The sequence below is a fragment of the Streptomyces sp. NPDC002619 genome (genome assembly GCF_042889305.1).
Taxonomy (GTDB): Bacteria; Actinomycetota; Actinomycetes; order Streptomycetales; family Streptomycetaceae; genus Streptomyces.
Genome location: NZ_JBIAQV010000016.1, coordinates 84076 through 108388 on the forward strand (window position 1 = coordinate 84076; position 24313 = coordinate 108388).

Annotated in this window: 18 protein-coding genes and 1 pseudogene; 15 read left to right on the forward strand and 4 right to left on the reverse strand. The window is 70.8% G+C overall.

What is annotated here, in order from left to right:
* The first annotated feature begins 44 nt into the window (after window positions 1-44).
* The 6 genes from ACFYXB_RS24475 to ACFYXB_RS24500 all read left to right on the forward strand — a co-directional run bounded on the left by ACFYXB_RS24475 (window position 45) and on the right by ACFYXB_RS24500 (window position 5341).
* The gene (locus ACFYXB_RS24475; protein ID WP_389585889.1) at window positions 45-365 is read left to right on the forward strand and encodes a hypothetical protein; all 321 of its coding nucleotides are present in this window, start codon (window positions 45-47) and stop codon (window positions 363-365) included.
* A gap of 48 nt (window positions 366-413) precedes the next feature.
* Entirely contained in the window at window positions 414-554 is a 141-nt protein-coding gene (locus tag ACFYXB_RS24480; RefSeq protein ID WP_389585892.1) for a hypothetical protein, read from the forward strand.
* Complete coding sequence (locus ACFYXB_RS24485; protein ID WP_389585895.1) at window positions 532-1107, forward strand: GNAT family N-acetyltransferase; 576 nt, start codon at window positions 532-534, stop codon at window positions 1105-1107. The genes ACFYXB_RS24480 and ACFYXB_RS24485 overlap by 23 nt, the downstream gene beginning before the upstream one ends.
* Window positions 1108-1142: 35 nt before the next feature.
* A complete protein-coding gene (locus ACFYXB_RS24490; RefSeq protein WP_389585898.1) occupies window positions 1143-1715 on the forward strand; it encodes a hypothetical protein in 573 nt (190 codons plus the stop codon).
* 198 nt (window positions 1716-1913) lie between these two features.
* Window positions 1914-2099, forward strand: coding sequence for a hypothetical protein (locus ACFYXB_RS24495; protein WP_351349818.1), 186 nt, complete (start codon window positions 1914-1916; stop codon window positions 2097-2099).
* 191 nt (window positions 2100-2290) lie between these two features.
* Entirely contained in the window at window positions 2291-5341 is a 3051-nt protein-coding gene (locus ACFYXB_RS24500; protein ID WP_389586073.1) for an AAA family ATPase, read from the forward strand.
* 9 nt (window positions 5342-5350) lie between these two features.
* On the opposite strand, the gene ACFYXB_RS24505 is transcribed toward ACFYXB_RS24500, so the two are convergent.
* The gene (locus ACFYXB_RS24505) at window positions 5351-6520 is read right to left on the reverse strand and encodes a PQQ-dependent sugar dehydrogenase (protein ID WP_389585901.1); all 1170 of its coding nucleotides are present in this window, start codon (window positions 6518-6520) and stop codon (window positions 5351-5353) included.
* 115 nt (window positions 6521-6635) lie between these two features.
* Window positions 6636-7634, reverse strand: coding sequence for an aldo/keto reductase (locus tag ACFYXB_RS24510; RefSeq protein ID WP_351349822.1), 999 nt, complete (start codon window positions 7632-7634; stop codon window positions 6636-6638).
* A 76-nt stretch (window positions 7635-7710) separates the two neighbouring features.
* Here ACFYXB_RS24510 and ACFYXB_RS24515 point away from each other — a divergent pair, with 76 nt between their 5' ends.
* The 6 genes and pseudogenes from ACFYXB_RS24515 to serA all read left to right on the forward strand — a co-directional run bounded on the left by ACFYXB_RS24515 (window position 7711) and on the right by serA (window position 17790).
* Complete coding sequence (locus ACFYXB_RS24515; protein ID WP_389585905.1) at window positions 7711-8673, forward strand: 2-hydroxyacid dehydrogenase; 963 nt, start codon at window positions 7711-7713, stop codon at window positions 8671-8673.
* A 401-nt stretch (window positions 8674-9074) separates the two neighbouring features.
* Window positions 9075-12166: pseudogene (locus ACFYXB_RS24520) on the forward strand (putative bifunctional diguanylate cyclase/phosphodiesterase).
* Window positions 12167-12403: 237 nt separating this feature from the next.
* On the forward strand, window positions 12404-14278 hold the full coding sequence (locus tag ACFYXB_RS24525; RefSeq protein WP_389586076.1) for an acetolactate synthase large subunit: 1875 nt from the start codon (window positions 12404-12406) through the stop codon (window positions 14276-14278).
* Between the two features lie 30 nt (window positions 14279-14308).
* Entirely contained in the window at window positions 14309-14833 is a 525-nt protein-coding gene (gene ilvN / locus ACFYXB_RS24530) for an acetolactate synthase small subunit (RefSeq protein WP_389585908.1), read from the forward strand.
* Between the two features lie 119 nt (window positions 14834-14952).
* Window positions 14953-15951, forward strand: coding sequence for a ketol-acid reductoisomerase (ilvC, locus tag ACFYXB_RS24535; protein ID WP_351349828.1), 999 nt, complete (start codon window positions 14953-14955; stop codon window positions 15949-15951).
* A 249-nt stretch (window positions 15952-16200) separates the two neighbouring features.
* Complete coding sequence (serA, locus tag ACFYXB_RS24540) at window positions 16201-17790, forward strand: phosphoglycerate dehydrogenase (RefSeq protein ID WP_351349830.1); 1590 nt, start codon at window positions 16201-16203, stop codon at window positions 17788-17790.
* 175 nt (window positions 17791-17965) lie between these two features.
* Here serA and ACFYXB_RS24545 read toward each other — a convergent pair whose 3' ends face one another.
* The gene (locus tag ACFYXB_RS24545) at window positions 17966-19519 is read right to left on the reverse strand and encodes an MFS transporter (protein ID WP_389585912.1); all 1554 of its coding nucleotides are present in this window, start codon (window positions 19517-19519) and stop codon (window positions 17966-17968) included.
* A gap of 110 nt (window positions 19520-19629) precedes the next feature.
* On the opposite strand from ACFYXB_RS24545, the gene ACFYXB_RS24550 reads away from it, so the two are divergent.
* Window positions 19630-20214: a TetR/AcrR family transcriptional regulator gene (locus tag ACFYXB_RS24550; RefSeq protein ID WP_351346427.1), complete on the forward strand. Its 585-nt coding sequence runs from the start codon at window positions 19630-19632 to the stop codon at window positions 20212-20214.
* Between the two features lie 18 nt (window positions 20215-20232).
* On the opposite strand, the gene ACFYXB_RS24555 is transcribed toward ACFYXB_RS24550, so the two are convergent.
* Entirely contained in the window at window positions 20233-21468 is a 1236-nt protein-coding gene (locus ACFYXB_RS24555; RefSeq protein ID WP_389585916.1) for a PucR family transcriptional regulator, read from the reverse strand.
* A 174-nt stretch (window positions 21469-21642) separates the two neighbouring features.
* Here ACFYXB_RS24555 and ACFYXB_RS24560 point away from each other — a divergent pair, with 174 nt between their 5' ends.
* A complete protein-coding gene (locus tag ACFYXB_RS24560) occupies window positions 21643-22569 on the forward strand; it encodes a proline dehydrogenase family protein (RefSeq protein WP_389585919.1) in 927 nt (308 codons plus the stop codon).
* 38 nt (window positions 22570-22607) lie between these two features.
* A complete protein-coding gene (gene pruA / locus ACFYXB_RS24565) occupies window positions 22608-24248 on the forward strand; it encodes an L-glutamate gamma-semialdehyde dehydrogenase (RefSeq protein WP_389585922.1) in 1641 nt (546 codons plus the stop codon).
* Window positions 24249-24313 lie beyond the last annotated feature (65 nt).

Consider the following 24313-nt stretch of genomic DNA (forward strand, 5'->3'; position numbering starts at 1 on the left):
AATGCACCTGCTTTATTCAGCCACACGTACTACGCTCGCGCGCCATGAGTGGACGCAGTGATTCCGGCAGACGGCCCGACACGGCCGCCGTGGAGGACGGGGCGGAGGAGGAGCACGCCGAGGACGTGCGCCGAGCCCGGTGGGTGGCGACCGGTACCGGCGCCCTGCTGTCCCTCGTGGGCCTTGCCGCCGCGCTGCTGCGCCTGACCGGTTCGGCACCGGCCGCGGTCCCGGCCGCCTACGCCTTCGGTGCGCTCGTGTGCGCGCTCGCCGCCCGCCTCGGCTCCCTGGGCCGTACCCGCTGGGCGCTCTGGCTGCTGATCGTGGGCGTCATGGTGATGGCCCTCGGAGACCAGCCCGACTGACGTCCCTCTGAAGTTCCCCACCGCGCACATCGGTGTGTCCGGCACCGCGTGATCGCCATGACCGTCGTCGGCTTCGCCCCCATGCTCGTCGAACCGCACGGGTGCCGCGCCGCCCATGAGAGGCTCGATGCGGTCGTGCAGGAACTGGAGAAGGAGCAACGGCAGGATGTACGCGATATCCCTGGGTGACGACGGCGCCGAACTGCGGCCCCTGGAGCCCTGGCACGCCGAGGAGTTCCTGGCGCACCTCGACCGGGGGCGGGAGTTCATCGGGCAGTTCATCTCCTTCGGGTCCAAGGAGACGGACGTGGCCTCCGCGCGGGCCATGCTCCAGCGCTACGCCGACATGCGCGCCGCCGACACGGCCTCCCTGCACGGACTGTGGTTGGAGGGCAAGCTCGTCGGCGGAGTGCTCTTCCTGAACTTCGACGCGGAGAACGGCAACTGCGAGGTCGGCTGCTGGCTGGAACCCGCCGGCGCCGGGCGCGGACTCGTCACCCGCGCCATGCGCGTCCTCATCGACCACGCGATCGAGCGGCGCGGCATCCACCGGGTCGAGTGGGTCGCCGCCTCCGGCAACCGGCCCAGCCTGAACGTGGCCCGCCGCCTGGGCATGACCCGCGACGGCGTACGGCGTGAGGCCCACCCCTACCGCGGGGTACGGCACGATCTCGAGGTCTGGTCCGTGCTCGCCCCCGAGTGGCGCGAGGCACGCGCGCGTACCGCGAACGGCGATCATTAAGAGTCTTCTCAGACAGCGTCCGTACGGTGCGGGGCATGGAAACCAGGACAGTTGAAGGTGCCGAGAGCGGCACCGGGACGAAGCAGGACGAAACCGCGACCGACGAGGTGGCGGTGGACGCCACTGAGGCCACCGAGCCCAACGCCGAGGCCGACGCCGAGGCTGACGGGGCGATCGAGGGGACGGACGAGGGGACAGACGAGAAGGAGGGCCCCTCCGGCGTCGGCCAGGGCGCCGCCGCCGTCGTCTCCGCCGCGCTCGGCCTGGTCTCGCTCAACGGTGGCTGGATCGGCACCGTGGCCGCCGCACGCCAGAACCTCATCGGCCAGTTGCAGACCTCGTCGAACGCGAGCGTCGCCAAGCAGATCCAGGAGTTGTATGGCAACGCCTGGCACACCACCGCGCTGTGGGCCGGCCTGTTCGCGCTGGTCGCGCTGATCACCGGCGCCGTCGTCCTCGCCGTGCCCGCGTTCGGCGCCCCCGGCAGGCCGCAGTCGTCCTGGATAAAGTCGGTCGCCTGGGCCGGCGTCGCGCTCGGCGTCGTCGGACTGCTCCTGGCCGTCCTCAAGTACTCCGACGCGCTGCTCGCCCTGCCCTCGACGAGCTGAATCACCGCAGGCCATAAGGGGTCTTAGGGCATCCGTGAGCACCTTACGGAGCACCTGAGGCCCCTTACGCGCGTCCAGAGGCCGCCCCCCGCCCGAAGATGCGGAACTCTCCCGATGTGGCGCACCCCCCTGGGAGACGAAGGTGGAGACATCGCAGGAAGCGATACCGCAAACCGGACTCTCACCAGGGAACACATCATGATCGAGTACGAGCTCCAGCAGGCCCGCTCCGCCGAACTCCGCCGCCAGGCCGAGCACGAGCGACTGGCCCGCGCGGTCCGCCGCGGCCGCCGCGCAGCCCGCCGCGAGGCGGAGGCCCGCCGGGCCGCCGAGGAAACCCATACCGACCACCCCCGGCAACACCGAGTCGCCCGCCCCGCGTGAACGGGGGGCGGGCCGCCGGGCCCACCCGGACGATCCGGGCGCGGGCCGACGGCGAGGGGAACGGCCGTGCGGGAGACGGCCGTTCCCACTCCTACGACCGTTCCGTACATGCCTTGGCCGGTGGTTCGGTTGATACGACCACGCCGCTCGGCCTGTGGAAAACCGGTGCCGTGCTGTCGGACCCGCGTGCCATGCTCGGGCCTGTGGAGACCAGGTCCGTCAGTCCGGTGTTCGTCGGTCGTGCCGACGAACTGGACACGCTGAACGACGCGCTCGCCCGTGCCGCCGCGGGCGAGCCGCAGGCGTTGCTGCTCGGGGGCGAGGCCGGAGTCGGCAAGACGCGGCTGGTCGAGGAGTTCGCCACCGCCGCCTGCCGCCGGGGCGCCGTCGTCGCGCTCGGCGGCTGCGTGGAGATCGGTGCCGACGGGCTGCCCTTCGCCCCGTTCTCCACCGCCCTGCGCACCCTGCGCCGCGCGCTGCCCGACGCGCTCGCCGACGCCGCGGCGGGCCAGGAGGAGGAACTGGCCCGGCTCCTGCCCGAACTCGGCGAGGCCACCCCCACCCGCGCCACGGGTCGGCACGACGAGGAGGGCGTGGCCCGCCTCTTCGAACTCACCGCACGCCTGCTGGAGCGCGTCGCCGCCGACCGGACGGTCGTCGTCGCCCTGGAGGACCTGCACTGGGCCGACGCCTCCACCCGCCACCTCCTCTCCTACCTTTTGCGCACCCTGCGCACCGGCCGCCTCGTCGTCCTCGCCACCTACCGCTCCGACGACATCCATCGGCGCCATCCGCTGCGCCCCCTGCTCGCCGAACTGGACCGGCTGCGCACCGTCCGCCGCCTCGAACTCGCCCGCTTCAACCGGGACGAGGTCGGCCGCCAGATCGCCGGCATCCTCGCCACCGAACCCGACCCCACCCAGGTCGACGACATCTTCGAACGCTCCGACGGCAACGCCTTCTTCGTCGAGGAACTCGCCGTCGCCGCCCACGAGGGCTGCTGCACCGGCCTCACCGACTCCCTGCGCGATCTGCTCCTGGTACGCGTCGAGGCGCTGCCCGAGACCGCCCAGCGGGTCGCCCGGATCGTCGCCGAGGGCGGCTCCACCGTCGAGTACCGGCTCCTCGCCGCCGTTGCCCGGCTTGCCGAGGACGACCTCATCGAGGCGCTCCGGGCCACCGTCAACGCCAATATCCTCACCGCCGCACCCGGCGGCGACGGCTACCGCTTCCGCCACTCACTGGTCCGCGAGGCCGTCGCCGACGACCTGCTGCCCGGCGAACGCTCCCGCCTCAACCGCCGCTACGCCGAAGCGCTGGAGGCCGACCCCGCGCTCGTCCCCGCCGACGAACGCGTCATGCGCCTGGCCAGCTACTGGTACCACGCCCACGACGCCGCCAAGGCCCTGCCCGCCGTCCTGGACGCCTCCGTCGCCGCCCGCCGCCGGCACGCCTACAGCGAGCAACTGCGGCTCCTGGAACGGGCGATGGAACTGTGGGACACCGCCCCCGAGGACATATGCTCCGCACTGCGCCCCGTCGACTACGCCGAGGGCTACCCTCCCTGCGGCGGCGACCCCGCCACCACCCCGCTGCGCTACCTCGACCTGATGGCGGAGGCCGCCGTCGCCGGCCGGCTGTGCGGAGAGCGCGAACGGTCCCTGAAGATCACCAAGCGAGCCCTGCACCTGCTGGAGGACGAGGACGAGCCGCAGCGCGCCGCCTGGTTCTGGACCCAGCGCTCCCGGCTCATCCAGGCCCAGGCCCGCGGCGACGGCTGGAAGGAACTGGCCACCGCGCAGGAACTCGTCCGCGGTCTGCCGCCCTCCGAGGTGCACGCCGAGGTCCTGGGCAGTGTCGCCGCCTGGCTGATGACGAACGAACCGGGCCCCGAGGCCCTGTCGGCCGCCGAACGGGCCGTGGAGTACGCCCACATGGTCGGCGCCCGCGAGATCGAGTTGAACGCCCGCCTCACCCTTGGCGGCCTCACCGTCGACGCGGGCGATACCGAGACCGGCCTCGCGCAGATGGCCGACGTCAAGCAACGCGCCCTCGACCTGTGCATACCCGTGGTCGCCGGCCGCGCCTACGTCAACCTCCCCGCCCAACTCGAATCGGTCGGCCGCTCCCGCGAAGCGGTGTCCCTTCTGGAGGAAGGCGCCGTCTACACAAGCAAGTTCGGCCTGCTGGAATCCGAGGCCTGGGTATGGGCCAACCTCGCCCAGTCGCTGTACCCGCTCGGCCGCTGGGACGAGGCCACGGAGGCCGCCCAGCGCGTGATCCGGCGCGGCCGGGGCGCCGAATCCCAGGGTGCGGTGGCGATCTTCCTGGCCCAGATCGCCCTGTGCCGCGGCGACCTGACCGAGGCCGCACACCAACTTGCCACCGCACGAGCCCACTTCGGCGCTCACGACACCACACCCCAGCACACGATCCCGCCGGCCGTCATCGCCCTCGGTATGGCCGCTGCGAAGGGCCGTCTCCTCGACGCCCGCACGGAACTCGGCCGCACCCTGGACGCCGGCCTCCCGCCGGGCACCCAGTGCTACGGCTGGCCCCTGCTGCTGACCGCGGCCACCGCCGAGGCCGACGCCCGCACCCTGCCCGCCGGGGCACCGGGCCGCGCCGACGCCCTCGCCCGCATCGTCGACATGGCCAAGAAGCTCACGACCGGCGCCCCCGTCTGGCTGGCCCACGACGCCTGGGTCCGCGCCGAACTCGACCGCGCCCGGCGCGAGGACACCCCGGACATCTGGTCGGAGGTGGTCATCGCCTTCGAGCCCCTGGAACGCCCCTACGACCTCGCCCGCGTCCGGTATCGCCTCGCCGCGGCCCTGCTGTCCGACGGCGGGGACGACGAGCGCAACCGCGCCACGGAACTGCTCCGGCTCGCCGGTGCCGTCGCCGAGCACCTCGGCGCCCGTCCGCTCGCGGACGCCGTCGCGCTGCTCGCCCAGCGCGCCCGCCTCACCCTGAGCGGCGCCCCGCGGCGGACACCCGCCCCCGCCGATCCCGTCGAGGCCCTCGGGCTCACCAGCCGCGAACGCGACGTCCTGCACCTGGTCTCCGTCGGCCGCACCAACCGCCAGATCGCCGAGGAACTCTTCATCTCCCCGAAGACCGCGAGCGTGCACGTTTCGAACATCCTCGGCAAGCTCGGCGTCTCCGGAAGGGGCGAAGCGGCGGCGGTGGCCCATCGGCTGGGACTGTTCCCGCCGGTGACCGGCGCGACCGGGACCTGATCGGCGGCGCTACTTCACCTCCAGCTCCAGGATCCGGTCGTCGCCCTTCTTCGGCTCGCCTCTGCCGTCCGTGTTGCTCGTGATCAGCCACAGCTTGTCGCCGCCCGCCGGAGCCACCGTACGAAGTCGGCCGTATCTGCCTGCGAGGAAGGCCTGCGGGGCAGCCGAGAGCTCCGTGCCCTTGAGCGGGATGCGCCACAGGCGCTGGCCCCTGAGGCCCGCCATCCAAATGACGCCGTCGACATAGGCGATGCCGCTGGGGGAGGCCTCATCCGTGTGCCACTGGGCGATCGGGTTGTGGTAAGCGGGGTCGGACGATCTGCCCTCGGCGTCCGGCCAGCCGTAGTTGTCGCCGGGCTTGATCGCGTTCAGCTCGTCCCAGGTGTCCTGGCCGAACTCCGAGGCGAACAGGCGCTGTTTGTCGTCCCAGGCGAGACCCTGCACATTGCGGTGGCCGTAGCTGTACACCGGGGAGTCCGGGAACGGGTTGCCCGGGGCCGGTTCGCCCTCCGGGGTCATGCGAAGGATCTTGCCGCCCAGGGACTTCTTGTCCTGGGCCAGGCCCCGCTGCCCGCTCTCGCCCGTGCCCGCGTAGAGCATGCCGTCGGGGCCGAAGGCGATGCGGCCGCCGTTGTGGATATAGCCCTTGGGGATTCCTTTGAAGACCGTGTCGGGAGCGCCGAGTTGTTCGCCGACGGGCTTCTTCTCGTCGTACAGCAAGCGGACGATGCGGTTGTCCGAAGCCGAGGTGAAGTATGCGTAGATCATGTGGTCCGAGGCGTAGTCGGGGGAGAGGGCGATGCCCAGGAGGCCGCCCTCGTCGGCCGCGGACACCCCGGAGACCTTGCCCAGCTCGGTCTTCCGGCCCGTCTTCTCGTCGACCCGGGTGATCGTGCCGTCGTCGCGCGAGGAGACCAGCAGGCCCCCGTCCGGCAGGGGAGCGAGGCCCCATGGGGTCTTCAGGCCCTCCGTGACCGTCCGCAGCACCTTCACCGAGCCCGTGGCGGGCGGGGTCTCTTCCTGCGCCCGCTCCGACGGCGGGGCGCCCGACACCGTCCCTCTCGGCGTCGTACCCCCGCCCCCGAGCGGTGTTCCTCCGCCTCCCGAGGAGCATCCGGCCGTCAGCAGGAGCACGGCAGCGGCCAGCACGGCCGTTCTGGCTCGACGTCGCACGATCATGGTCCCTTCGACGCGGCGGTCCCTCGGCAGGTTCTACTCCTCATACACCGCCCACGCCGCCCGGGTTCCCGATCCTGCCACGCGAAATCGTTCCGGCCCCCGGACTCCACTCCGCTCAGTCCCAGGACCCTTGCGCCGCCGGCAGCCCCGCCAGCTCCGTCAGGTCCTCCGGAGTCAGCGTCAGCGTTGCCGCGCCCGCGTTCTCCGTCACCCAGCGCTCCTGTTTCGTTCCCGGTACCGGGACCACATGGCGGCCCTGGGCCAGAGTCCAGGCCAGGGCCACCTGGGCCGGGGTGACGTGCTCGCCGTGGCGGCGGGCCACGCGGCGCAGGCCGGCCACGATCGGCTGGTTGGCGGCCATCATGTCGGCCGTGAAGCGGGGGTGACGGGCGCGGACGTCGTCCGGTTCGAAGCCCTCGCCCGGGGTCAGCGTGCCCGTCAGGAAGCCGTTGCCCAGCGGCATCGCCGCCAGGAAGCCCACCCCGCGTGCCTCGCACCACGGCAGCAGCCCGTCCAGCGCCTCGGGCGACCACACCGAGAGCTCGGCCTGTACCGCGCTCACCGGGAAGACCTGCTGCACCCGCCGGAGTTGGCGAAGCGTTCCGTCATGCATCCCGGCGCCCGAACGGCGACCACCGCGCGCACCCACCGCGCACAGACCGAGCGCCCGCACCTTCCCGGCCCGGACCAGCTCCGCCATCGCGCCCCACGTCTCCTCCACCGGCACCTCGGGGTCGGCGCGGTGCAGCTGGTAGAGGTCGATGACGTCCGTCTGCAGGCGCCGCAGCGACGCGTCGCACGCCCGCTTCACATATCCCGGGCGGCCGTTGGCCACGATGTGCTGCTCGCCCACCAGCAGACCGGCCTTGGTCGACACGAAGGCGTCCCCGCGCCGCTCCTTCAACACCCGGCCCAGCAGCAGCTCGTTGGTGAACGGGCCGTACATGTCGGCCGTGTCCAGGAGCGTCGAGCCCAGGTCCAACGCCCGGTGCACGGCCCTGAGCGACTCGTCGCCCCGCTGCCGCGACCCGCTGTACGCCCAGCTCATCGGCATGCAGCCGAGTCCGACGGCCCCAACTGCGAGCGCCCCCGCGCCGATCGTCCTGCGCTCCACCTGGTCGTGAACCTCCCTCTTCCGGCACACCAACCTAACCTCTGCGCACCCGGGCCCCTGACATAGCCTCCTGACCATGACCGCAGACGTATGGCTTCCCATCCCCCCGCAGGAGATCGACGGGCTCCCGGAGGGGCTCGACTACCATTTCTGGGACGGGGGTGAGGACGGCGGCCAGGAGTTCCCGGGCGACCCCGCGAACTGCGTCGTGTACGTGGTGCCGTACATGAGGCGTCAGCCCGTCAAGGTGCGCCCCCTGGAGCAGATGCGAAACCTCCAGGTCGTCCAGACCCTCACGGCCGGCGTCGACGACATCACCGCGCAACTGTCGTCCCTCGTACCCGGCGTCCGGCTGTGCAACGCCCGCGGCGTGCACGAGGCGAGCACCGCCGAACTCGCGCTCACCCTGACCCTCGCCTCCCTGCGCGGCGTCCCCGGATTCGTCCGGGCGCAGCAGCAGGGCCACTGGCAGAGCGGATTCCATCCCGCCCTCGCCGACAAGAACGTCCTCATCGTCGGCTACGGCGCCATCGGCTCCGCTATCGAGGACCGGCTCGTTCCCTTCGAGGTTGCGCGGGTGGCGCGCGTCGCGCGCTCCCGGCGCACCACAGCGCGCGGTCCCGTGCACCCTTTCACCGAACTGCCCGCACTGCTCCCGGAAGCCGATGTCGTCATCCTCTCCACGCCTCTGACGGAGACCACCCGGGGCCTCGTCGACGCCGAGTTCCTCGCGCGTATGAAGGACGGAGCGCTGCTGGTGAACGTGGCCCGCGGGCCCGTCGTCGACACCAAGGCGCTGCTCATGGAGCTGGAGGGCGGCCGGATCGGCGCGGCCCTCGACGTCACGGATCCCGAACCCCTGCCCCCGGCGCATCCCTTGTGGCAGGCGCCCGGCGTGCTGATCAGCCCGCACGTGGGCGGACCCACCTCGGCCTTCCTGCCGCGCGCCAAGCGGCTGGTGGTCGACCAGTTGACCCGGTTCGTGAACCGGGAGCCACTGCGCAACGTGATCCTTACGACGGGCTCCACGGACGCGTGACGACGACGAGAGCAACAGGCCTTTAATCCGCTTCGGGTACCCTCCGCAATCTCCCGGACGCGGTGTGTACGCACACGCCTCTCGCCGTCACTGAGAGTAGAGAAGCTATGTCCCTGAGTGACGAGACTGGTGTATCGTCCCGACAGGGGCTGCGCCGCGCACCGTTCGGCGCCGGGGAAGGACATTTCAGATTTGTGAGGGGGGCGACGGGCGATGCACGGCCTATGGACGAACGATCCGACGCGGCGGGGCCGCCGACGACGGCCCTGGGGCAAAACCGCGCACAGACGCGGCCACCACACCAGTCACCACCACCGCAGGCAGAGCGGACGCAGAAGGCATGCGCACCCAGCGCACCGGGACCGGCGGGATGCGGGAGCGGCGCGGACCGGGAGGGACCGGTGAGCTCGCCGCCGACCGTGACGACCACCCTCGACGGAGCGCTGCGGGCAGAGCCTCCTGCGGGGGCGCCGCTGCCGCGTCCGCCGGCCCTCGGCCGTGGGTCCGGCCTGGTCCACCAACTCGTCCTCGCCCTGGTGTGCGCGGCATACGCCGTCGGTTCCGCGCTCGGCTGGGGTTCGGACGAACTCGCGCTGATCATGGGTGACTTCGGGCTGACCGCGGCGGCGGGCGCCGCCGCGGTCTCGTGCCTCCTCTACGGCCGCAGCCCACGGGTCCGCTTTCGACCCGCCTGGCTGCTGTTCGCCCTCTCCTCGGCGATGGCGGCCCTGGGCAACGCGGTCTGGGGGTGGTACGAGGTCGTCCTGCAGCAGCCCGTGCCCAGCCCCAGCTGCGCCGACCTGTTCTTCCTGTGCTTCGCGCCGCCGTCCATCGTGGGCCTCCTGGTCCTCGCCAAGCGGCCGGTGACGAAGGCGGGATGGATCTGCCTGGGCCTGGACGCCTGGCTGATCGGCGGCTCGCTGCTGACCCTGTCGTGGAGCCTCGCGCTCGCGCAGGCCGCCAAATTCGACGGGCCGAGCGTGGCGCACACCGCGCTGTCACTGGCGTACCCGCTGCTGGACATCGCCCTGGTCAGCATGGTGCTCGCCCTGCACTTCAGGCGCTCACCCGGCAACCGAACCGCGGTCAACACCGCGATCGGCGGGCTCGCCCTGACCGTGATGTGCGACGCCCTGTTCACCTCGCCGCTGCTGCACAGCAGTTACCACTCGGGGCAGCTCCTCGACGCGGGCTGGTTCGCCGGCTCGCTGGTCCTCGCGTACGCGCCCTGGGCCTCCCCCCGGCGCCCGGGCCGGCGGGACGCCGACAGACAGGGCACCGACCGGACCGTCCCGGACGGGCACACGCGCGTGGTCCACGAGCACCTGCCCCGGCGCCGGGGCGGCATCCAGCACGTGCCCGCACCCGCGCTCGCACCCGCCCCGGGGGGTGATCACAGCCGGTATCCGGCCGGCCGGCCCCTCACCGGCTCCCTGGCCGCACTCACCCCGTACCTGGCCGCCGCCGTGTGCACGCTGGGCATCCTCTACAACGTCCTCAACGGCCGCAGCCCCGACCACGTGGTGCTCATCACCGCCGGTTGCGTGGTGCTGGCCCTCGTGGTGCGCCAGGGCATCATGCTGCTCGACAACATCACGCTCACCCAGGAGCTGGCCCAGAAGGAGAACCACTTCCGCTCCCTGGTCCAGGGCTCCAGCGACGTCATCATGATCGCCGCGCCCGACGGCGTCCTCCGGTACGTCTCCCCGGCCGCCGCAGGGGTCTACGGCCGTACGGCGGAGGAGCTGGTGGGCTCGGAGCTGGCCCAGCTCATCCACCCGGAGGACCTGGGCGGCGTGGTGCACGAGGTGCGCCGCTTCCTCGCCGCCAATCCGCTCGAGGAGCCCACCACCCGCATCGAGTGCCGATTCCGCTCCGGCGACGGCGGCTGGCTCAACGTCGAGTCCACGATCAACCGCCATCACGGCGGCCTCATCTTCAACAGCCGGGACGTGACCGAAAGAGTGCGCCTCCAGGCGCAGCTCCAGCACAACGCCGAGCACGACCCGCTCACCGACCTGCCCAACCGCGCGCTGTTCACCACGCGCGTGCAGCAGGCCCTGTCGGGTCGCCGCGCCTCCGACCGCGGCGCGCATCTGCGCGGTACGGCCGTCCTCTTCATCGACCTGGACGGATTCAAGGCCGTCAACGACACGATCGGGCACCAGGCCGGCGACGAACTGCTCGTCCAGGCCGGCCGCAGACTCCACGACGCGGTACGGCACGGGGACACCGCCTCCCGGCTGGGAGGCGACGAGTTCGCGGCCTTGATCGTCGGGGACGGCACCCGTGACCGCAGTGCCCGGGAGCGGCACATCCTGGAGCTCGCCGACCGCCTCAGGACGACCCTCTCCCAGCCCTACGCCATCGACGGCAACGATGTCCGTGTCAACGCCTCCATCGGCGTCGCCTTCGCCGAGCAGGGCCTCGGCGCGGGCGAGTTGCTGCGCAACGCTGATCTCGCCATGTACCGGGCCAAGTCGGCCGGCAAGGGCCGCGTCGAGCTGTACAAGCCACAGATGCAGCAGGACGTCGTACGCAAGGCGGAGCTGGCCACCCGGCTGCGCGCCGCGCTGCACGACGGTGAGTTCGCCCTGCTGCACCAGCCCGTGGTGTGCCTCGAGAACGGCCGGATCACATCCGTCTCCGCGCAGGCGCGCTGGCGCTCCTCCCAGGGGGTGCTGTTCACGCCCGCCGAGTTCCTGCGGGTCGCCGAGGACTGCGACAAGACCTCGGAACTGGACCGCTGGATCCTCGAGGAGGCCGTGGAACAGGCCGCCGAGCGCGCCGCGACCGGGCTCGCCGTACCCGTGGCCGTCCGGATAGGCGCCCGGCGGCTGCTCGACCGGTCGATGCCGCTCGGCTCGGTGGAGGCCCTGCTCACCCGGCACGGGCTGCCGTCCGGGTCCCTGCTGATCGAGCTGGCCGACACCGACCCCCGGGTCTCCCTGGACGAGCTGGAGCGGCGGCTGGCCGCCCTCAGGCGGCTGGGGGTCCGGATCTCGCTCGACGGCTTCGGCAACGGCTACGCGGCGATCACAGCGCTGCGGCGGCTCCCCGTCGACGTGCTGAAACTCGACCGCAGTCTGGTCGAGGGCGTCGTCGAGTCCGCGCGACTGCACAAGATCACCAGTGGGCTGCTCCGTATCGCCACCGACCTCGGGCTGCAGTCCGTGGCCGACGGCGTGGACCTCCCGGAGCAGCTCGTCGCCCTGCGGGCGATGGGCTGCACCCATGGTCAGGGCGTGGCGTTCGCCGCGCCGCTGGACGAGTACCGGCTGCGCAGAGCGCTCGGATCCGGCCACTATCCGGTTCCGCACGGACCGGCCGAGCCGGCGTTCGCGGGCGGCGCGAGAGAGCCGACTGTGGCGCCCCGGAGGTGAACGAGCCATGAAAAGGCGCGCCAGGGGTGTACACCGGTGGTGTTCCCGCTGTTTTCGGAGGCGGCAGTGCCCTTCGTTCACATAATGAGACTCCCGTCCCACCAACTTGACACGTGGTGCGTGCCGGGGGGAGGGTCAGTGCCATGCGCACCCGAATTCTCGTACTTGGACAGCGCGTCGGCTGAGCTGGGACCCACCGGAGGACGAACCGGAATCCCCAGCGACCACACCGGCGCGCTCCCCTCGCTTGCCTTACGGCACGAGGGGTTTTTTGTTGCACAGGCACCATGCGGACAATGGCCGCACATCGCACAAACTTCGCAGAAACCCTCAGCATCGAGAAGAGAATGCCGATGACCGAGCAGGCCACCGGGGCCCATCAGCCGCAGCCGCGGCCCCGTTCCGGAGGACAGCAGTCCCCCCCCGTCGAGCACGTCACGGGCGCGCAGTCCCTCATCCGTTCGCTCGAGGAGGTCGGCGCCGACACGGTATTCGGCATTCCGGGCGGTGCGATCCTGCCCGCCTACGACCCGCTGATGGACTCCCGTCGCGTGCGCCACGTCCTGGTCCGGCACGAGCAGGGCGCCGGCCACGCGGCCACCGGGTACGCGCAGGCCACCGGCAAGGTCGGCGTCTGCATGGCCACGTCGGGCCCGGGGGCCACCAACCTCGTCACGCCGATCGCCGACGCGCACATGGACTCGGTGCCGCTCGTGGCGATCACCGGGCAGGTCGCGTCCAAGGCGATCGGCACGGACGCCTTCCAGGAGGCGGACATCGTCGGCATCACCATGCCGATCACCAAGCACAACTTCCTGGTCACCAAGGCCGAGGACATCCCGCGCGTCATCGCTGAGGCCTTCCACATCGCGTCCACCGGCCGCCCCGGCCCGGTCCTGGTCGACATCGCGAAGGACGCCCTGCAGGCGCGGACCACGTTCTCCTGGCCCCCCGTCATGGACCTGCCCGGCTACCGGCCCGTGACCAAGCCGCACGCCAAGCAGATCCGCGAGGCCGCCAAGCTGATCACCTCCGCGAAGCGGCCCGTCCTGTACGTCGGTGGTGGCGTCCTCAAGGCGCATGCCACCGCAGAGCTCAAGGTTCTCGCCGAGCTCACCGGAGCGCCCGTCACCACCACCCTGATGGCGCTCGGCGCATTCCCCGACAGTCACGAGCTGCACGTGGGAATGCCCGGCATGCACGGTGCGGTCACCGCCGTCACCGCGCTGCAGAAGGCCGACCTGATCGTCGCCCTCGGAGCCCGCTTCGACGACCGCGTCACCGGCAAGCTGGACAGCTTCGCCCCGTACGCCAAGATCGTCCACGCCGATATCGACCCCGCCGAGATCGGCAAGAACCGCGCCGCCGATGTGCCCATCGTCGGTGACGCGCGGGAGGTCATCGCCGACCTGATCCAGGCCGTGCAGAAGGAGCACGGCGAGGGTCAGGTGGGCGAGGCCGCCAGGTCCCGCTACGCGGCCTGGTGGAAGGACCTCAACCGCTGGCGCGACACCTACCCGCTCGGCTATGACCAGCCCGAGGACGGCTCGCTGTCCCCGCAGCAGGTCATCGAACGCATCGGCCAACTGGCGCCCGAGGGAACGATCTTCGCGGCGGGCGTCGGCCAGCACCAGATGTGGGCCGCGCACTTCATCCAGTACGACAGGCCCGCCACCTGGCTGAACTCCGGCGGCGCCGGGACCATGGGCTACGCAGTCCCGGCCGCGATGGGCGCCAAGGCGGGCGCGCCGGACCAGACGGTCTGGGCGGTCGACGGCGACGGCTGCTTCCAGATGACCAATCAGGAGCTCACCACCTGCGCCCTGAACAACATCCCGATCAAGGTCGCCATCATCAACAACGGCGCCCTCGGGATGGTCCGCCAGTGGCAGACTCTCTTCTACAACCAGCGGTACTCCAACACCGTGCTGCACTCCGGCCCCGGGGCTGACGGCAAGCAGCCGAGCGCCGGCACCCGCGTCCCCGACTTCGTGAAGCTGTCGGAGGCCATGGGCTGCTACGCGATCCGGTGCGAGCGGCCGGAGGACCTGGACAAGGTCATCGAAGAGGCGAACTCCGTCAACGACCGTCCCGTCGTCGTCGACTTCATCGTCCACGAGGACGCGATGGTCTGGCCGATGGTCGCCGCCGGCACCTCCAACGACGAGATCCTGGCCGCCCGGGACGTCCGCCCCGACTTCGGCGACAACGAAGACGACTGACCTTCAACAGGCAAGGAAGAGCAACCAGACATGTCCAAGCACACGCTCTCCGTCCTGGTGGAGAACACGCCGGGCATCCTCGCCCGGATCGCCGCCCTGTTCTCGCGCCGCGGCTTCAACATCGACTCGCTCGCGGTGGGTGTCACGGAGCACCCCGACATCTCCCGCATCACCATCGTGGTGGGCGTCGAGGAGCTGCCGCTGGAGCAGGTGACGAAGCAGCTGAACAAGCTCGTCAACGTGCTGAAGATCGTCGAGCTGGAGCCGACGCAGGCCGTTCAGCGTGAACTCGTTCTGGTGAAAGTGCGCGCCGACAACGAGACGCGCTCCCAGATCGTCGAGATCGTCCAGCTGTTCCGCGCCAAGACCGTCGATGTCTCCCCGGAGGCCGTCACCATCGAGGCCACCGGCAGCAGCGAGAAACTGTCGGCCATGCTCAAGATGCTGGAGCCGTTCGGTATCAAGGAGTTGGTCCAGTCCGGCACCATCGCGATCGGACGCGGCGCCCGTTCGATCACCGACCGGTCACTGCGTGCACTCGACCGGTCCGCATAACGACGCGTTCGGGCGGTCGGGGGACACCGGCCGCCCGTATGCCGAGACCCAGAATCCTCCCTCCCCCTCACCGGCATACGGTGGGACGCAACACCTGCACACCAAGGAGAGAACCCAAAGTGGCCGAGCTGTTCTACGACGCTGACGCCGACCTGTCCATCATCCAGGGCCGCAAGGTCGCGGTCATCGGCTACGGCAGCCAGGGCCACGCGCACGCCCTGTCGCTGCGCGACTCCGGTGTCGACGTCCGCGTCGGTCTGCACGAGGGCTCCAAGTCCAAGGCCAAGGCCGAGGAGCAGGGCCTGCGCGTGATGACCCCGGCGGAGGCCACGGCCGAGGCCGACGTCATCATGATCCTGATCCCGGACCCGATCCAGGCCCAGGTCTACGAGGAGTCCATCGCCCCGAACCTGAAGGACGGCGACGCGCTGTTCTTCGCCCACGGCTTCAACATCCGCTTCGGCTTCATCAAGCCCCCGGCCGGCGTGGACGTCGCCCTGGTCGCCCCGAAGGGCCCGGGTCACCTGGTGCGCCGTCAGTACGAGGAGGGCCGCGGCGTTCCCGCGATCGCCGCCGTCGAGCAGGACGCGACCGGAGGCGCCTTCGCGCTCGCGCTGTCGTACGCGAAGGGCATCGGCGGCACCCGCGCCGGCGTCATCAAGACGACCTTCACCGAGGAGACCGAGACCGACCTGTTCGGTGAGCAGGCCGTGCTGTGCGGCGGCACCTCCGCGCTCGTCAAGGCGGGGTTCGAGACGCTGGTCGAGGCGGGCTACCAGCCGGAGATCGCCTACTTCGAGTGCCTGCACGAGCTGAAGCTGATCGTGGACCTCATGTACGAGGGCGGGCTGGAGAAGATGCGCTGGTCGATCTCCGAGACCGCCGAGTGGGGCGACTACGTCACCGGCCCGCGCATCATCACGGACGCCACCAAGGCCGAGATGAAGCAGGTCCTCGCGGAGATCCAGGACGGCTCGTTCGCCCAGAACTGGATGGACGAGTACCACGGCGGTCTGAAGAAATACAACGAGTACAAGCAGCAGGACTCCGAGCACCTGCTGGAGACCACCGGCAAGCAGCTGCGCAAGCTCATGTCGTGGGTGAACGAGGAGGCGTGACCTCCCTGCCCCGCGGCGGCGTACCTGGCCGAAAGGCGCCGCCGCGGGGCCCCGCCCGGTCCTGTACACATGGTGTTTCTCGTCCGGGTGATCCTTCCGCAGAGGCGCAAGCCGACCTCCGCAGCGCCACTAGACTGCTGCACAACACGCGTCAGGCCCACAGCGTCGTGCGTCTTCCGCGGCTAGCCCCTCCTCCGCCTGCGGCCGTCGGGACGGCCGTCCGCATGCATTGGACTTGTGAGGACTCACGTGAGCTCGAAACCTGTCGTACTCATCGCTGAAGAGCTGTCGCCCGCGACTGTGGACGCACTCGGCCCCGACTTCGAGATCCGGCACTGCAACGGCGCCGATCGAGCCGAGCTGCTCCCCGCGATCGCCGACGTGGACGCGATCCTGATCCGCTCCGCCACCAAGGTCGACGCCGAGGCGGTCGCCGCCGCGAACAAGCTGAAGGTCGTCGCACGAGCCGGCGTCGGCCTGGACAACGTCGACGTCTCCGCCGCCACCAAGGCCGGCGTCATGGTCGTCAACGCCCCGACGTCCAACATCGTGACCGCCGCCGAGCTGGCCTGCGGTCTCATCCTCTCCACCGCCCGCAACATCCCGCAGGCCAACGCCGCGCTGAAGAACGGCGAGTGGAAGCGCAGCAAGTACACCGGCGTGGAGCTCGCCGAGAAGACCCTCGGTGTCGTGGGTCTGGGCCGGATCGGTGCGCTGGTCGCTCAGCGCATGTCCGCCTTCGGCATGAAGGTCGTCGCCTACGATCCCTACGTGCAGCCCGCGCGCGCCGCGCAGATGGGCGTCAAGGTGCTGTCCCTCGACGAGCTGCTCGAGGTCTCCGACTTCATCACCGTGCACCTGCCGAAGACCCCCGAGACCCTCGGCCTCATCGGCGACGAGGCGCTGCGCAGGGTCAAGCCGTCCGTGCGCATCGTCAACGCCGCGCGCGGCGGCATCGTCGACGAGGAGGCGCTGTACTCGGCGCTCAAGGAGGGCCGCGTCGCGGGCGCCGGTCTCGACGTGTACGCAAAGGAGCCGTGCACGGACTCGCCGCTGTTCGAGTTCGACCAGGTCGTGGCCACCCCGCACCTCGGTGCCTCCACCGACGAGGCGCAGGAGAAGGCCGGTATCGCCGTCGCCAAGTCGGTGCGGCTCGCCCTCGCCGGTGAGCTGGTCCCGGACGCGGTGAACGTGCAGGGCGGTGTCATCGCCGAGGACGTCAAGCCGGGCCTGCCGCTCGCCGAGCGCCTCGGCCGGATCTTCACCGCGCTCGCGGGCGAGGTCGCGGTCCGCCTCGACGTCGAGGTGTACGGCGAGATCACCCAGCACGACGTGAAGGTGCTGGAGCTGTCCGCGCTCAAGGGTGTCTTCGAGGACGTCGTCGCCGAGACGGTGTCGTACGTCAACGCGCCGCTGTTCGCGCAGGAGCGGGGCGTCGAGGTACGGCTGACCACCAGCTCCGAGTCGCCCGAACACCGCAACGTCGTGACCGTGCGCGGCACCCTGGGCAACGGCGAGGAGGTGTCGGTCTCCGGCACGCTGGCCGGCCCGAAGCACGTGCAGAAGATCGTCGCCGTGGGGGACTACGACGTCGACCTCGCGCTCGCCGACCACATGCTCGTCCTGCGCTACGAGGACCGTCCCGGTGTCGTCGGCACCGTCGGCCGCATCCTCGGTGAGGCGGGCATCAACATCGCCGGAATGCAGGTCGCCCGTGCGGCGGCCGGCGGGGAGGCGCTGGCGGTGCTGACGGTCGACGACACGGTGGCCTCCGGTGTGTTGGCCGAAGTCGCCGCGGAGATCGGGGCGACGTCTGCCCGTTCGGTGAACCTCGTCTGAGGTTGCCGCTCCTGGGGGCCGCCGCCCCCGGACCCCCGCTTCGGCCCTAACGGCGTCGTCCTCAAACGCCGGAGGGGCCTATGGGTACCGCAAAGGCGCCGGGTGGCTGGAATTCCAGCCACCCGGCGCCTTTTGCGTGCCGTCCGTCGGGCTCAGACCGGGTCCTCCGCCCGTCTCAGACCGTGGCCTCCACGGGCTCCGCCACTTCCTCCTCCGTCTCCCGCACCGGAATCCGGCGCAGCGTCACGGCCGCGGCCACCGCCGCCCCCGCCAGCAGGACCGCTCCGGCGATCGCCACGCCGTGGATGCCGGTGGTGAACGCCTCCCGGGCCGCCGTGGCCAGGGCGTCGCCCGCGCGGTCGGGCAGATGGCCGGCGGTCGCCAGCGCGCCACCGAGGGTCTCGCGGGCCTCGGCCGGGGCCGCAGCCGGCATCTCGTGGCGGTAGAGGGCCGTACCGATGGAGCCGAGGACCGCCATCCCGAGGGCGCCGCCGAACTCCGTGCCGGTCTCCATGAGCGAGGAGGCCGTGCCCGCTTGCTCGACCGGGGCGGTGCCCATCGCGAGGTCGGTGAGCTGGGACATCACCACGACGACACCTGAGGCCAGCACACCTGCGGCGGCCAGGACCGTCCACAGGGAGTCGCTGCCGACGAGGGCGAGCATCGCGTAGCCGCCGGCGGTGACGGCGAAGCCCGCGGCGACGACGTACCCGCGGTCGGCGCCCTTCTGGACGATCGCCGTCGTGACCGGCGCCGCGACACCGATGAGCACCGACGGCAGCAGGCTCCACAGCGCGGCCTCGAGCGGGCTCTTGCCCAGCACCGACTGCAGGTACTGCGTGGTGAAGATCGCCGAGCCCATCATGCCGAACGCCGAGACCAGGGTCAGGACGACCGCCGGGGTGAAGCCGGGGCCGCGGAACAGCGCAGGGGAGATCAGCGGGGAGGCCGCGGTGCGCTGCCGGCGGACGAACAGCGCGGCGAACAGCAGTCCGACGGTCACCGACATGACGTACCGGACGTTCCAGCCCTCGGACGGGATCTCCTTGAGGCCGTAGATGACCGGGAGCACGGCGGCCAGGGACAGGGGGACGCTCAGCCAGTCGAAGCGGCCGGGGTTCGGGTTCTTCGACTCGGGGAGCAGGACCGGGCCGAGGACGAGCAGCAGGGCCATCGCGGGCAGGTTCACCAGGAACACCGAGCCCCACCAGAAGTGCCCGACGAGGATGCCGCTCATCACCGAGCCGAGCGCGATCCCGCCGGTCATCACGCCGGACCACAGACCGATCGCCTTCGCGCGCTCGCCGGGGTCGGTGAACATCGTTCGCAGCAGCGCCATCGTCGAGGGCATCAGGGTCGCGCCACCTATGCCGAGGATCGCGCGGGCCGCGATCAGGGTCTCGGGGCTGTTCGCGTAGGCCGCGAGGACCGAGGCGGCGCTGAAGGCCGCGGCGCCCATGAGAAGGAGCTTGCGGCGGCCGATGCGGTCGCCGAGCGAGCCCATGGTCATCAGCAGGCCGGCGAGGACGAAGCCGTAGATGTCGAAGATCCACAGCTGCTGGGTGCCTGTCGGCCGCAGGTCCGCGCTGATCGCCGGGATGGCGAAGTACAGGACCGACACGTCCATCGAGACCAGCAGCAGCGGAAGCATCAGGACGCCGAGCGCCGTCCATTCGCGGCGTCCGGCACGGGCGGGCGGGTTCGTGGTGGTGCTCGTCGAGTTCGTCATGACAGCGAATGTACGCGCGTCTTAAACGTTTGTCTAGAACGATCGTATAAGTCGCTCGTGTAAATCGCTTGTCTGGGACGTCTGTATGGATCGGGGGTAGGCTGGTCGGCATGGGACACCGTGAGGATCTGCTCGAAGGCGCCAAGCGCTGCCTGCTGGAGAAGGGGTTCGCGCGCACGACCGCGCGCGACATCGTCAAGGAGTCGGGGACGAACCTCGCCTCGATCGGCTACCACTACGGCTCGAAGGACGCGCTCCTCGTGCAGGCCTACATCGCGCTGATCGAGGGGGTGTCCGACGGGTTCCAGGGCGGGGGCGGCGCCGGGATCACCGGTGCGCCGGGCTCGCTGGAGCGGTTCCGGTCGGTGTGGTCGAACGTGATCGACACGATGCGCGAGCCCGGCTCGATGTGGCGGCTCAGCGTGGAGATCATGGCGATGGGCGACCAACTGCCCGAGGTCCGCGACCAGTTGGTCCGCGCACAGCGGGAGGGCGGCCGGGGTCTGGTCGCAATGCTCATGGGGATGCCGGAGGAGGAGGTCTCCGACGAGGCCGCGGACACCGTCGGCCGATTCTATCTCACCCTGATGACCGGGCTCATCGCCCAGTGGACCTTCGACCAGAAGGACGCGCCCGACGCGGACGCCCTCACCGAGGGCCTGCGCCAGGTCATCGAGGCGGCCACCAAGAGGTGACCAGAGCCGGGACCGTGACTAGAGCCGGGACCCCTTCAGTGCCATGTGCAGCAGGAGCCGGTCCTCGCCGTCGTCCAGGTCCAGACCCGTGAGCCGCTCGACCCGGGACAGGCGGTAGTAGAGGGTCTGGCGGTGGATGCCCAGTTCGGCTGCCGTACGGCCCGCCTGGCCCGCGCAGTCGAGATACGCCTCGGCGGTGCGCGCCAGTTCGTGGTGCGCCGGGGTGAGCAGCGGGGCGACCACCGGGTCGTGGGTTGCCTCCGCCGGCAGCGCGGTGAGCAGCCGGTACGGTCCGATACGCGCCCACTCGGCGATCGGGCCCAACCGCGGCTCGGCCCGCGCCGCCCGTGCCGCACCGGCCGCCTCCTGCCAGGCGATCCCCACCTCGGCCAGCCCGTTGCGTGCGGCGGCGACCCCGGCGGCGACCGGCCTGCTCTTCGCAGCGTCCCCACCGACACCACCGCCCAGCCCCTCCGCCCGTTCCAGCAGCCGCCCCGCCGCCGACACCGCCGGGGTCACCGTGTCCGAGGAGCGGAGGCGTACGAGCAGGGCCAGGGACTGTTCGGACGTGCCCCACGGGACCATGCACAAGGCCGTCGCGCCGGGCAGGGTGCGGACGGAGGGGGCGTCGTCGGGGTCGGTGGAGGGCCAGGGGGCGACGCAGACGAGCGTGTGGGGGCCGTCCGCGCGGGAGCCGAGCGCCGTACGGAGTTCCGCCACTGCCATGTCCCGCTGCCAGCCGCGCTCCGCGGTCAGCACCGCCCGCAGCTCTCGGGTGAGGTCGGCCCCGGCCTGGGCCTCGTCCGCGAGGAGCGCGCCGATGCGGACGGTGACCGCCATGGCCGCCGCCAACTGCTGCTCGCTCGGGCCCGGATCGTCGTCCAGGAGCCAGACGTAGCCGAGGACGACACCCCGATGGCGTACCGGCAGACAGATCCGCCCCCGGTGCACGCCGGCCGCCGGGGTCGGCGGGATGCGGACCGGTCCCGTCGCTCGGGTGATGCCGAAGCCCTCGAACCACGCGCGGACGGCCGCCGTGGAGCGGCGGGTCAGGATCGAGCGGGTGCGGACGGGATCCAGCGCGGCCGCGTCCAGCTCGTCCTCGCTGTCGTAGGCGCCGAAGGCGATCAGCTCGAAGTCGCGGTTCTCCAGGGTCGCCGGGGCGCCCAGCAGCTCCGAGATCTCGTCCACGAGCTCCTGGTAGTCACCCCTGTGACCCGTGCGGTCCGCCGTCATTCGGGCATTCTCCCGCATTTTCCGGCCGCCTTCATACATCTGTCTGAGATCCCGTGCACGGATGCGTGACAGCTGTCGATGGCAGACGATCGGAGGGATCCTTAGGTTTCACGGTGGTTCTCCGTGCCGTACCCGAAACAACACCAAGTCGGTGTTACGGCCCTCTCTTGGTCTTGTTTGTGGAGGTGCCCCGTGCTGGGTCCCGTGATTCTCGCCGCGTCGCGCAGCGACCGGATGCGACGCCTGATCTCGGCGGCCCCGGTGACCAAGCAGGTCGTCGACCGCTTCATCCCCGGTGAGACCGTCGGCGACATCGTGCCGATCATCAAGGACCTGACCTCCAAGGGTCTCGAACTGACCATGGACGTGGTCGGCGAGGACATCACCACCCCCGAGCAGGCCGCCGCCGCCCGCGACGCCTACCTCCAGCTCGTCGACCGGCTCGCGGAGCTGGAGCTCGGCCCCAAGGTCGAGATGTCCGTCAAGCTCTCGATGTTCGGCCAGGCCCTCCCCGGAGGCCACGAGCTCGCGCTCGCCAACGTCCGTCCCGTCGTCGAGGCCGCCGCCGCGATCGGCACCACCGTCACCCTCGACGCCGAGGACCACACCACCCTCGACTCGATGTTCGCGATCCACGAGGAGCTGCGGAAGGACTTCCCGCAGACCGGCTGCGTCATCCAGGCCTACCTCTTCCGCACCGAGGCCGACGCCCGCCGCCTCGCCGAGAGCGGCAGCCGCGTGCGCCTGGTGAAGGGCGCGTACAAGGAGCCCGCCGAGGTCGCGTACCAGCAGAAGCACGAGATCGACAAGGCGTACGTCCGGATCCTGAGGGCTCTCATGGAGGGCGAGGGGTATCCGATGGTCGGGTCCCACGACCCGCGCCTGATCTCCATCGCCCAGGAGCTCGCACACAAGGCCGGACGCAAGCCGGACGAGTACGAGTTCCAGATGCTCTACGGCATCCGCAGCGACGAGCACCTGAGGCTCGCCGCCGAGGGACACCGGATGCGCGTCTATACGGCGTACGGCACCGACTGGTACGGCTACTTCATGCGCCGCCTGGCGGAGAAGCCGGCGAACCTGCGCTTCTTCGTCCGCTCGATGATCAGCAAGGGCTGAGCCCCAACACCCGCTCACGTACAAGGAGTTCGGATCTCATGGACGCTGTGACCCAGGTCCCCACCCCCGTCAACGAGCCGGTGCACGGCTACGCCCCCGGCTCGCCCGAGCGTGCCCGTCTCGAGGCCAAGCTCAAGGAGCTGGCCGAGAACCCGATCGACCTGCCGATGACCATCGGCGGCGAGAAGCGGCTGGGCGGCGGCGAGGCCTTCCAGGTCGTCCAGCCGCACAACCACAAGGCCGTCCTCGGCACGCTCCGCAACGCCACCCAGCAGGACGCCCAGGACGCCATCGACGCGGCCCTGGCCGCCGCGCCCGCGTGGCGTGCCATGTCCTTCGACGACCGCGCCGCGATCATCCTGCGCGCCGCCGAGCTGCTGGCCGGCCCCTGGCGCGAGACCATCGCCGCCTCCACCATGCTCGGCCAGTCCAAGACGGCCCAGCAGGCCGAGATCGACAGCCCCTGCGAGCTGGTCGACTTCTGGCGCTTCAACGTCCACTACGCCCGCCAGATCCTGGCCGAGCAGCCCCCGGCCAACTCCCCGGGCGTCTGGAACCGCCTCGACCACCGCCCGCTCGAGGGCTTCGTCTACGCGATCACGCCGTTCAACTTCAGCGCCATCGCGGGCAACCTGCCCACCGCTCCCGCGCTGATGGGCAACGTCGTCGTCTGGAAGCCGTCCCCGACCCAGACCCACGCCGCCGTGCTGCTCATGCAGCTCCTGGAGGAGGCCGGTCTGCCCAAGGGCGTCATCAACCTCGTCACCGGTGACGGCATCGAGGTCTCCAAGGTCGCCCTGGAGCACCGCGACCTGGCCGGCATCCACTTCACGGGCTCGACCAAGACCTTCCAGCACCTGTGGAAGACGATCGGCACCAACATCGAGAAGTACCGCTCCTACCCGCGTCTGGTCGGCGAGACCGGCGGCAAGGACTTCCTGGTCGCCCACCCGAGCGCCGACCGCGCCGTCCTCAAGACCGCGCTGACCCGCGGTGCCTTCGAGTACCAGGGCCAGAAGTGTTCGGCGACCTCCCGGGCGTACATCCCGGCGTCGATCTGGAACTCCGGCTTCAAGGAGGAGTTCGCGGCCGAGATCGACGGTCTGACCATGGGTGACGTCACCGACCTGGCGAACTTCATCGGCGCCGTCATCGACGAGCGTGCCTTCGCCAAGAACAAGGCCGCCATCGACCGCGCCCAGGCCGACCCGACCTGCACGATCGTCGCGGGCGGCTCCTACGACGACTCGGTCGGCTACTTCGTGCGCCCGACCGTCGTCGAGTGCACCGACCCGGAGAACGAGGTCTTCCGCACCGAGTACTTCGGCCCGTTCCTTGCTGTGCACGTCTACGACGACAGTTCGGCCGACCAGTACGACGAGATGCTGACCCAGATGGAGTCGGTGTCCGACTACGCCCTCACCGGCTCGGTCATCTCCAACGACCGCGCGGCGGCGGCGTACACGATGGAGAAGCTCCGCTACGCCGCGGGCAACTTCTACATCAACGACAAGTCGACCGGCGCCGTCGTCGGCCAGCAGCCCTTCGGCGGCGGCCGCGCCTCCGGCACCAACGACAAGGCCGGCGCCCCGCAGAACCTGCTGCGCTGGACCCTGACCCGCGCCATCAAGGAGACGCTGGTCGCGCCGACCGACTACACGTACCCGCACATGGGCTGACCAGCCCTCCCGAACCCGGGCCGGGAAGCCTGACCCCCGAGCAGGCTTCCCGGCCCGCTTCCATG

What these genes read in the sequence shown, in the direction of transcription:
- ACFYXB_RS24475 (WP_389585889.1), top strand. Translation starts at nt 45, where the DNA reads ATGAGTGGACGCAGTGATTCCGGCAGACGGCCCGACACGGCCGCCGTG.
- ACFYXB_RS24485 (WP_389585895.1), top strand. Translation starts at nt 532, where the DNA reads ATGTACGCGATATCCCTGGGTGACGACGGCGCCGAACTGCGGCCCCTG.
- ACFYXB_RS24490 (WP_389585898.1), top strand. Translation starts at nt 1,143, where the DNA reads ATGGAAACCAGGACAGTTGAAGGTGCCGAGAGCGGCACCGGGACGAAG.
- ACFYXB_RS24495 (WP_351349818.1), top strand. Translation starts at nt 1,914, where the DNA reads ATGATCGAGTACGAGCTCCAGCAGGCCCGCTCCGCCGAACTCCGCCGC.
- ACFYXB_RS24500 (WP_389586073.1), top strand. Translation starts at nt 2,291, where the DNA reads ATGCTCGGGCCTGTGGAGACCAGGTCCGTCAGTCCGGTGTTCGTCGGT.
- ACFYXB_RS24505 (WP_389585901.1), bottom strand. Translation starts at nt 6,520, where the DNA reads ATGATCGTGCGACGTCGAGCCAGAACGGCCGTGCTGGCCGCTGCCGTG.
- ACFYXB_RS24515 (WP_389585905.1), top strand. Translation starts at nt 7,711, where the DNA reads ATGACCGCAGACGTATGGCTTCCCATCCCCCCGCAGGAGATCGACGGG.
- ACFYXB_RS24525 (WP_389586076.1), top strand. Translation starts at nt 12,404, where the DNA reads ATGCCGATGACCGAGCAGGCCACCGGGGCCCATCAGCCGCAGCCGCGG.
- ilvN (WP_389585908.1), top strand. Translation starts at nt 14,309, where the DNA reads ATGTCCAAGCACACGCTCTCCGTCCTGGTGGAGAACACGCCGGGCATC.
- ACFYXB_RS24545 (WP_389585912.1), bottom strand. Translation starts at nt 19,519, where the DNA reads ATGACGAACTCGACGAGCACCACCACGAACCCGCCCGCCCGTGCCGGA.
- ACFYXB_RS24550 (WP_351346427.1), top strand. Translation starts at nt 19,630, where the DNA reads ATGGGACACCGTGAGGATCTGCTCGAAGGCGCCAAGCGCTGCCTGCTG.
- ACFYXB_RS24555 (WP_389585916.1), bottom strand. Translation starts at nt 21,468, where the DNA reads ATGCGGGAGAATGCCCGAATGACGGCGGACCGCACGGGTCACAGGGGT.
- pruA (WP_389585922.1), top strand. Translation starts at nt 22,608, where the DNA reads ATGGACGCTGTGACCCAGGTCCCCACCCCCGTCAACGAGCCGGTGCAC.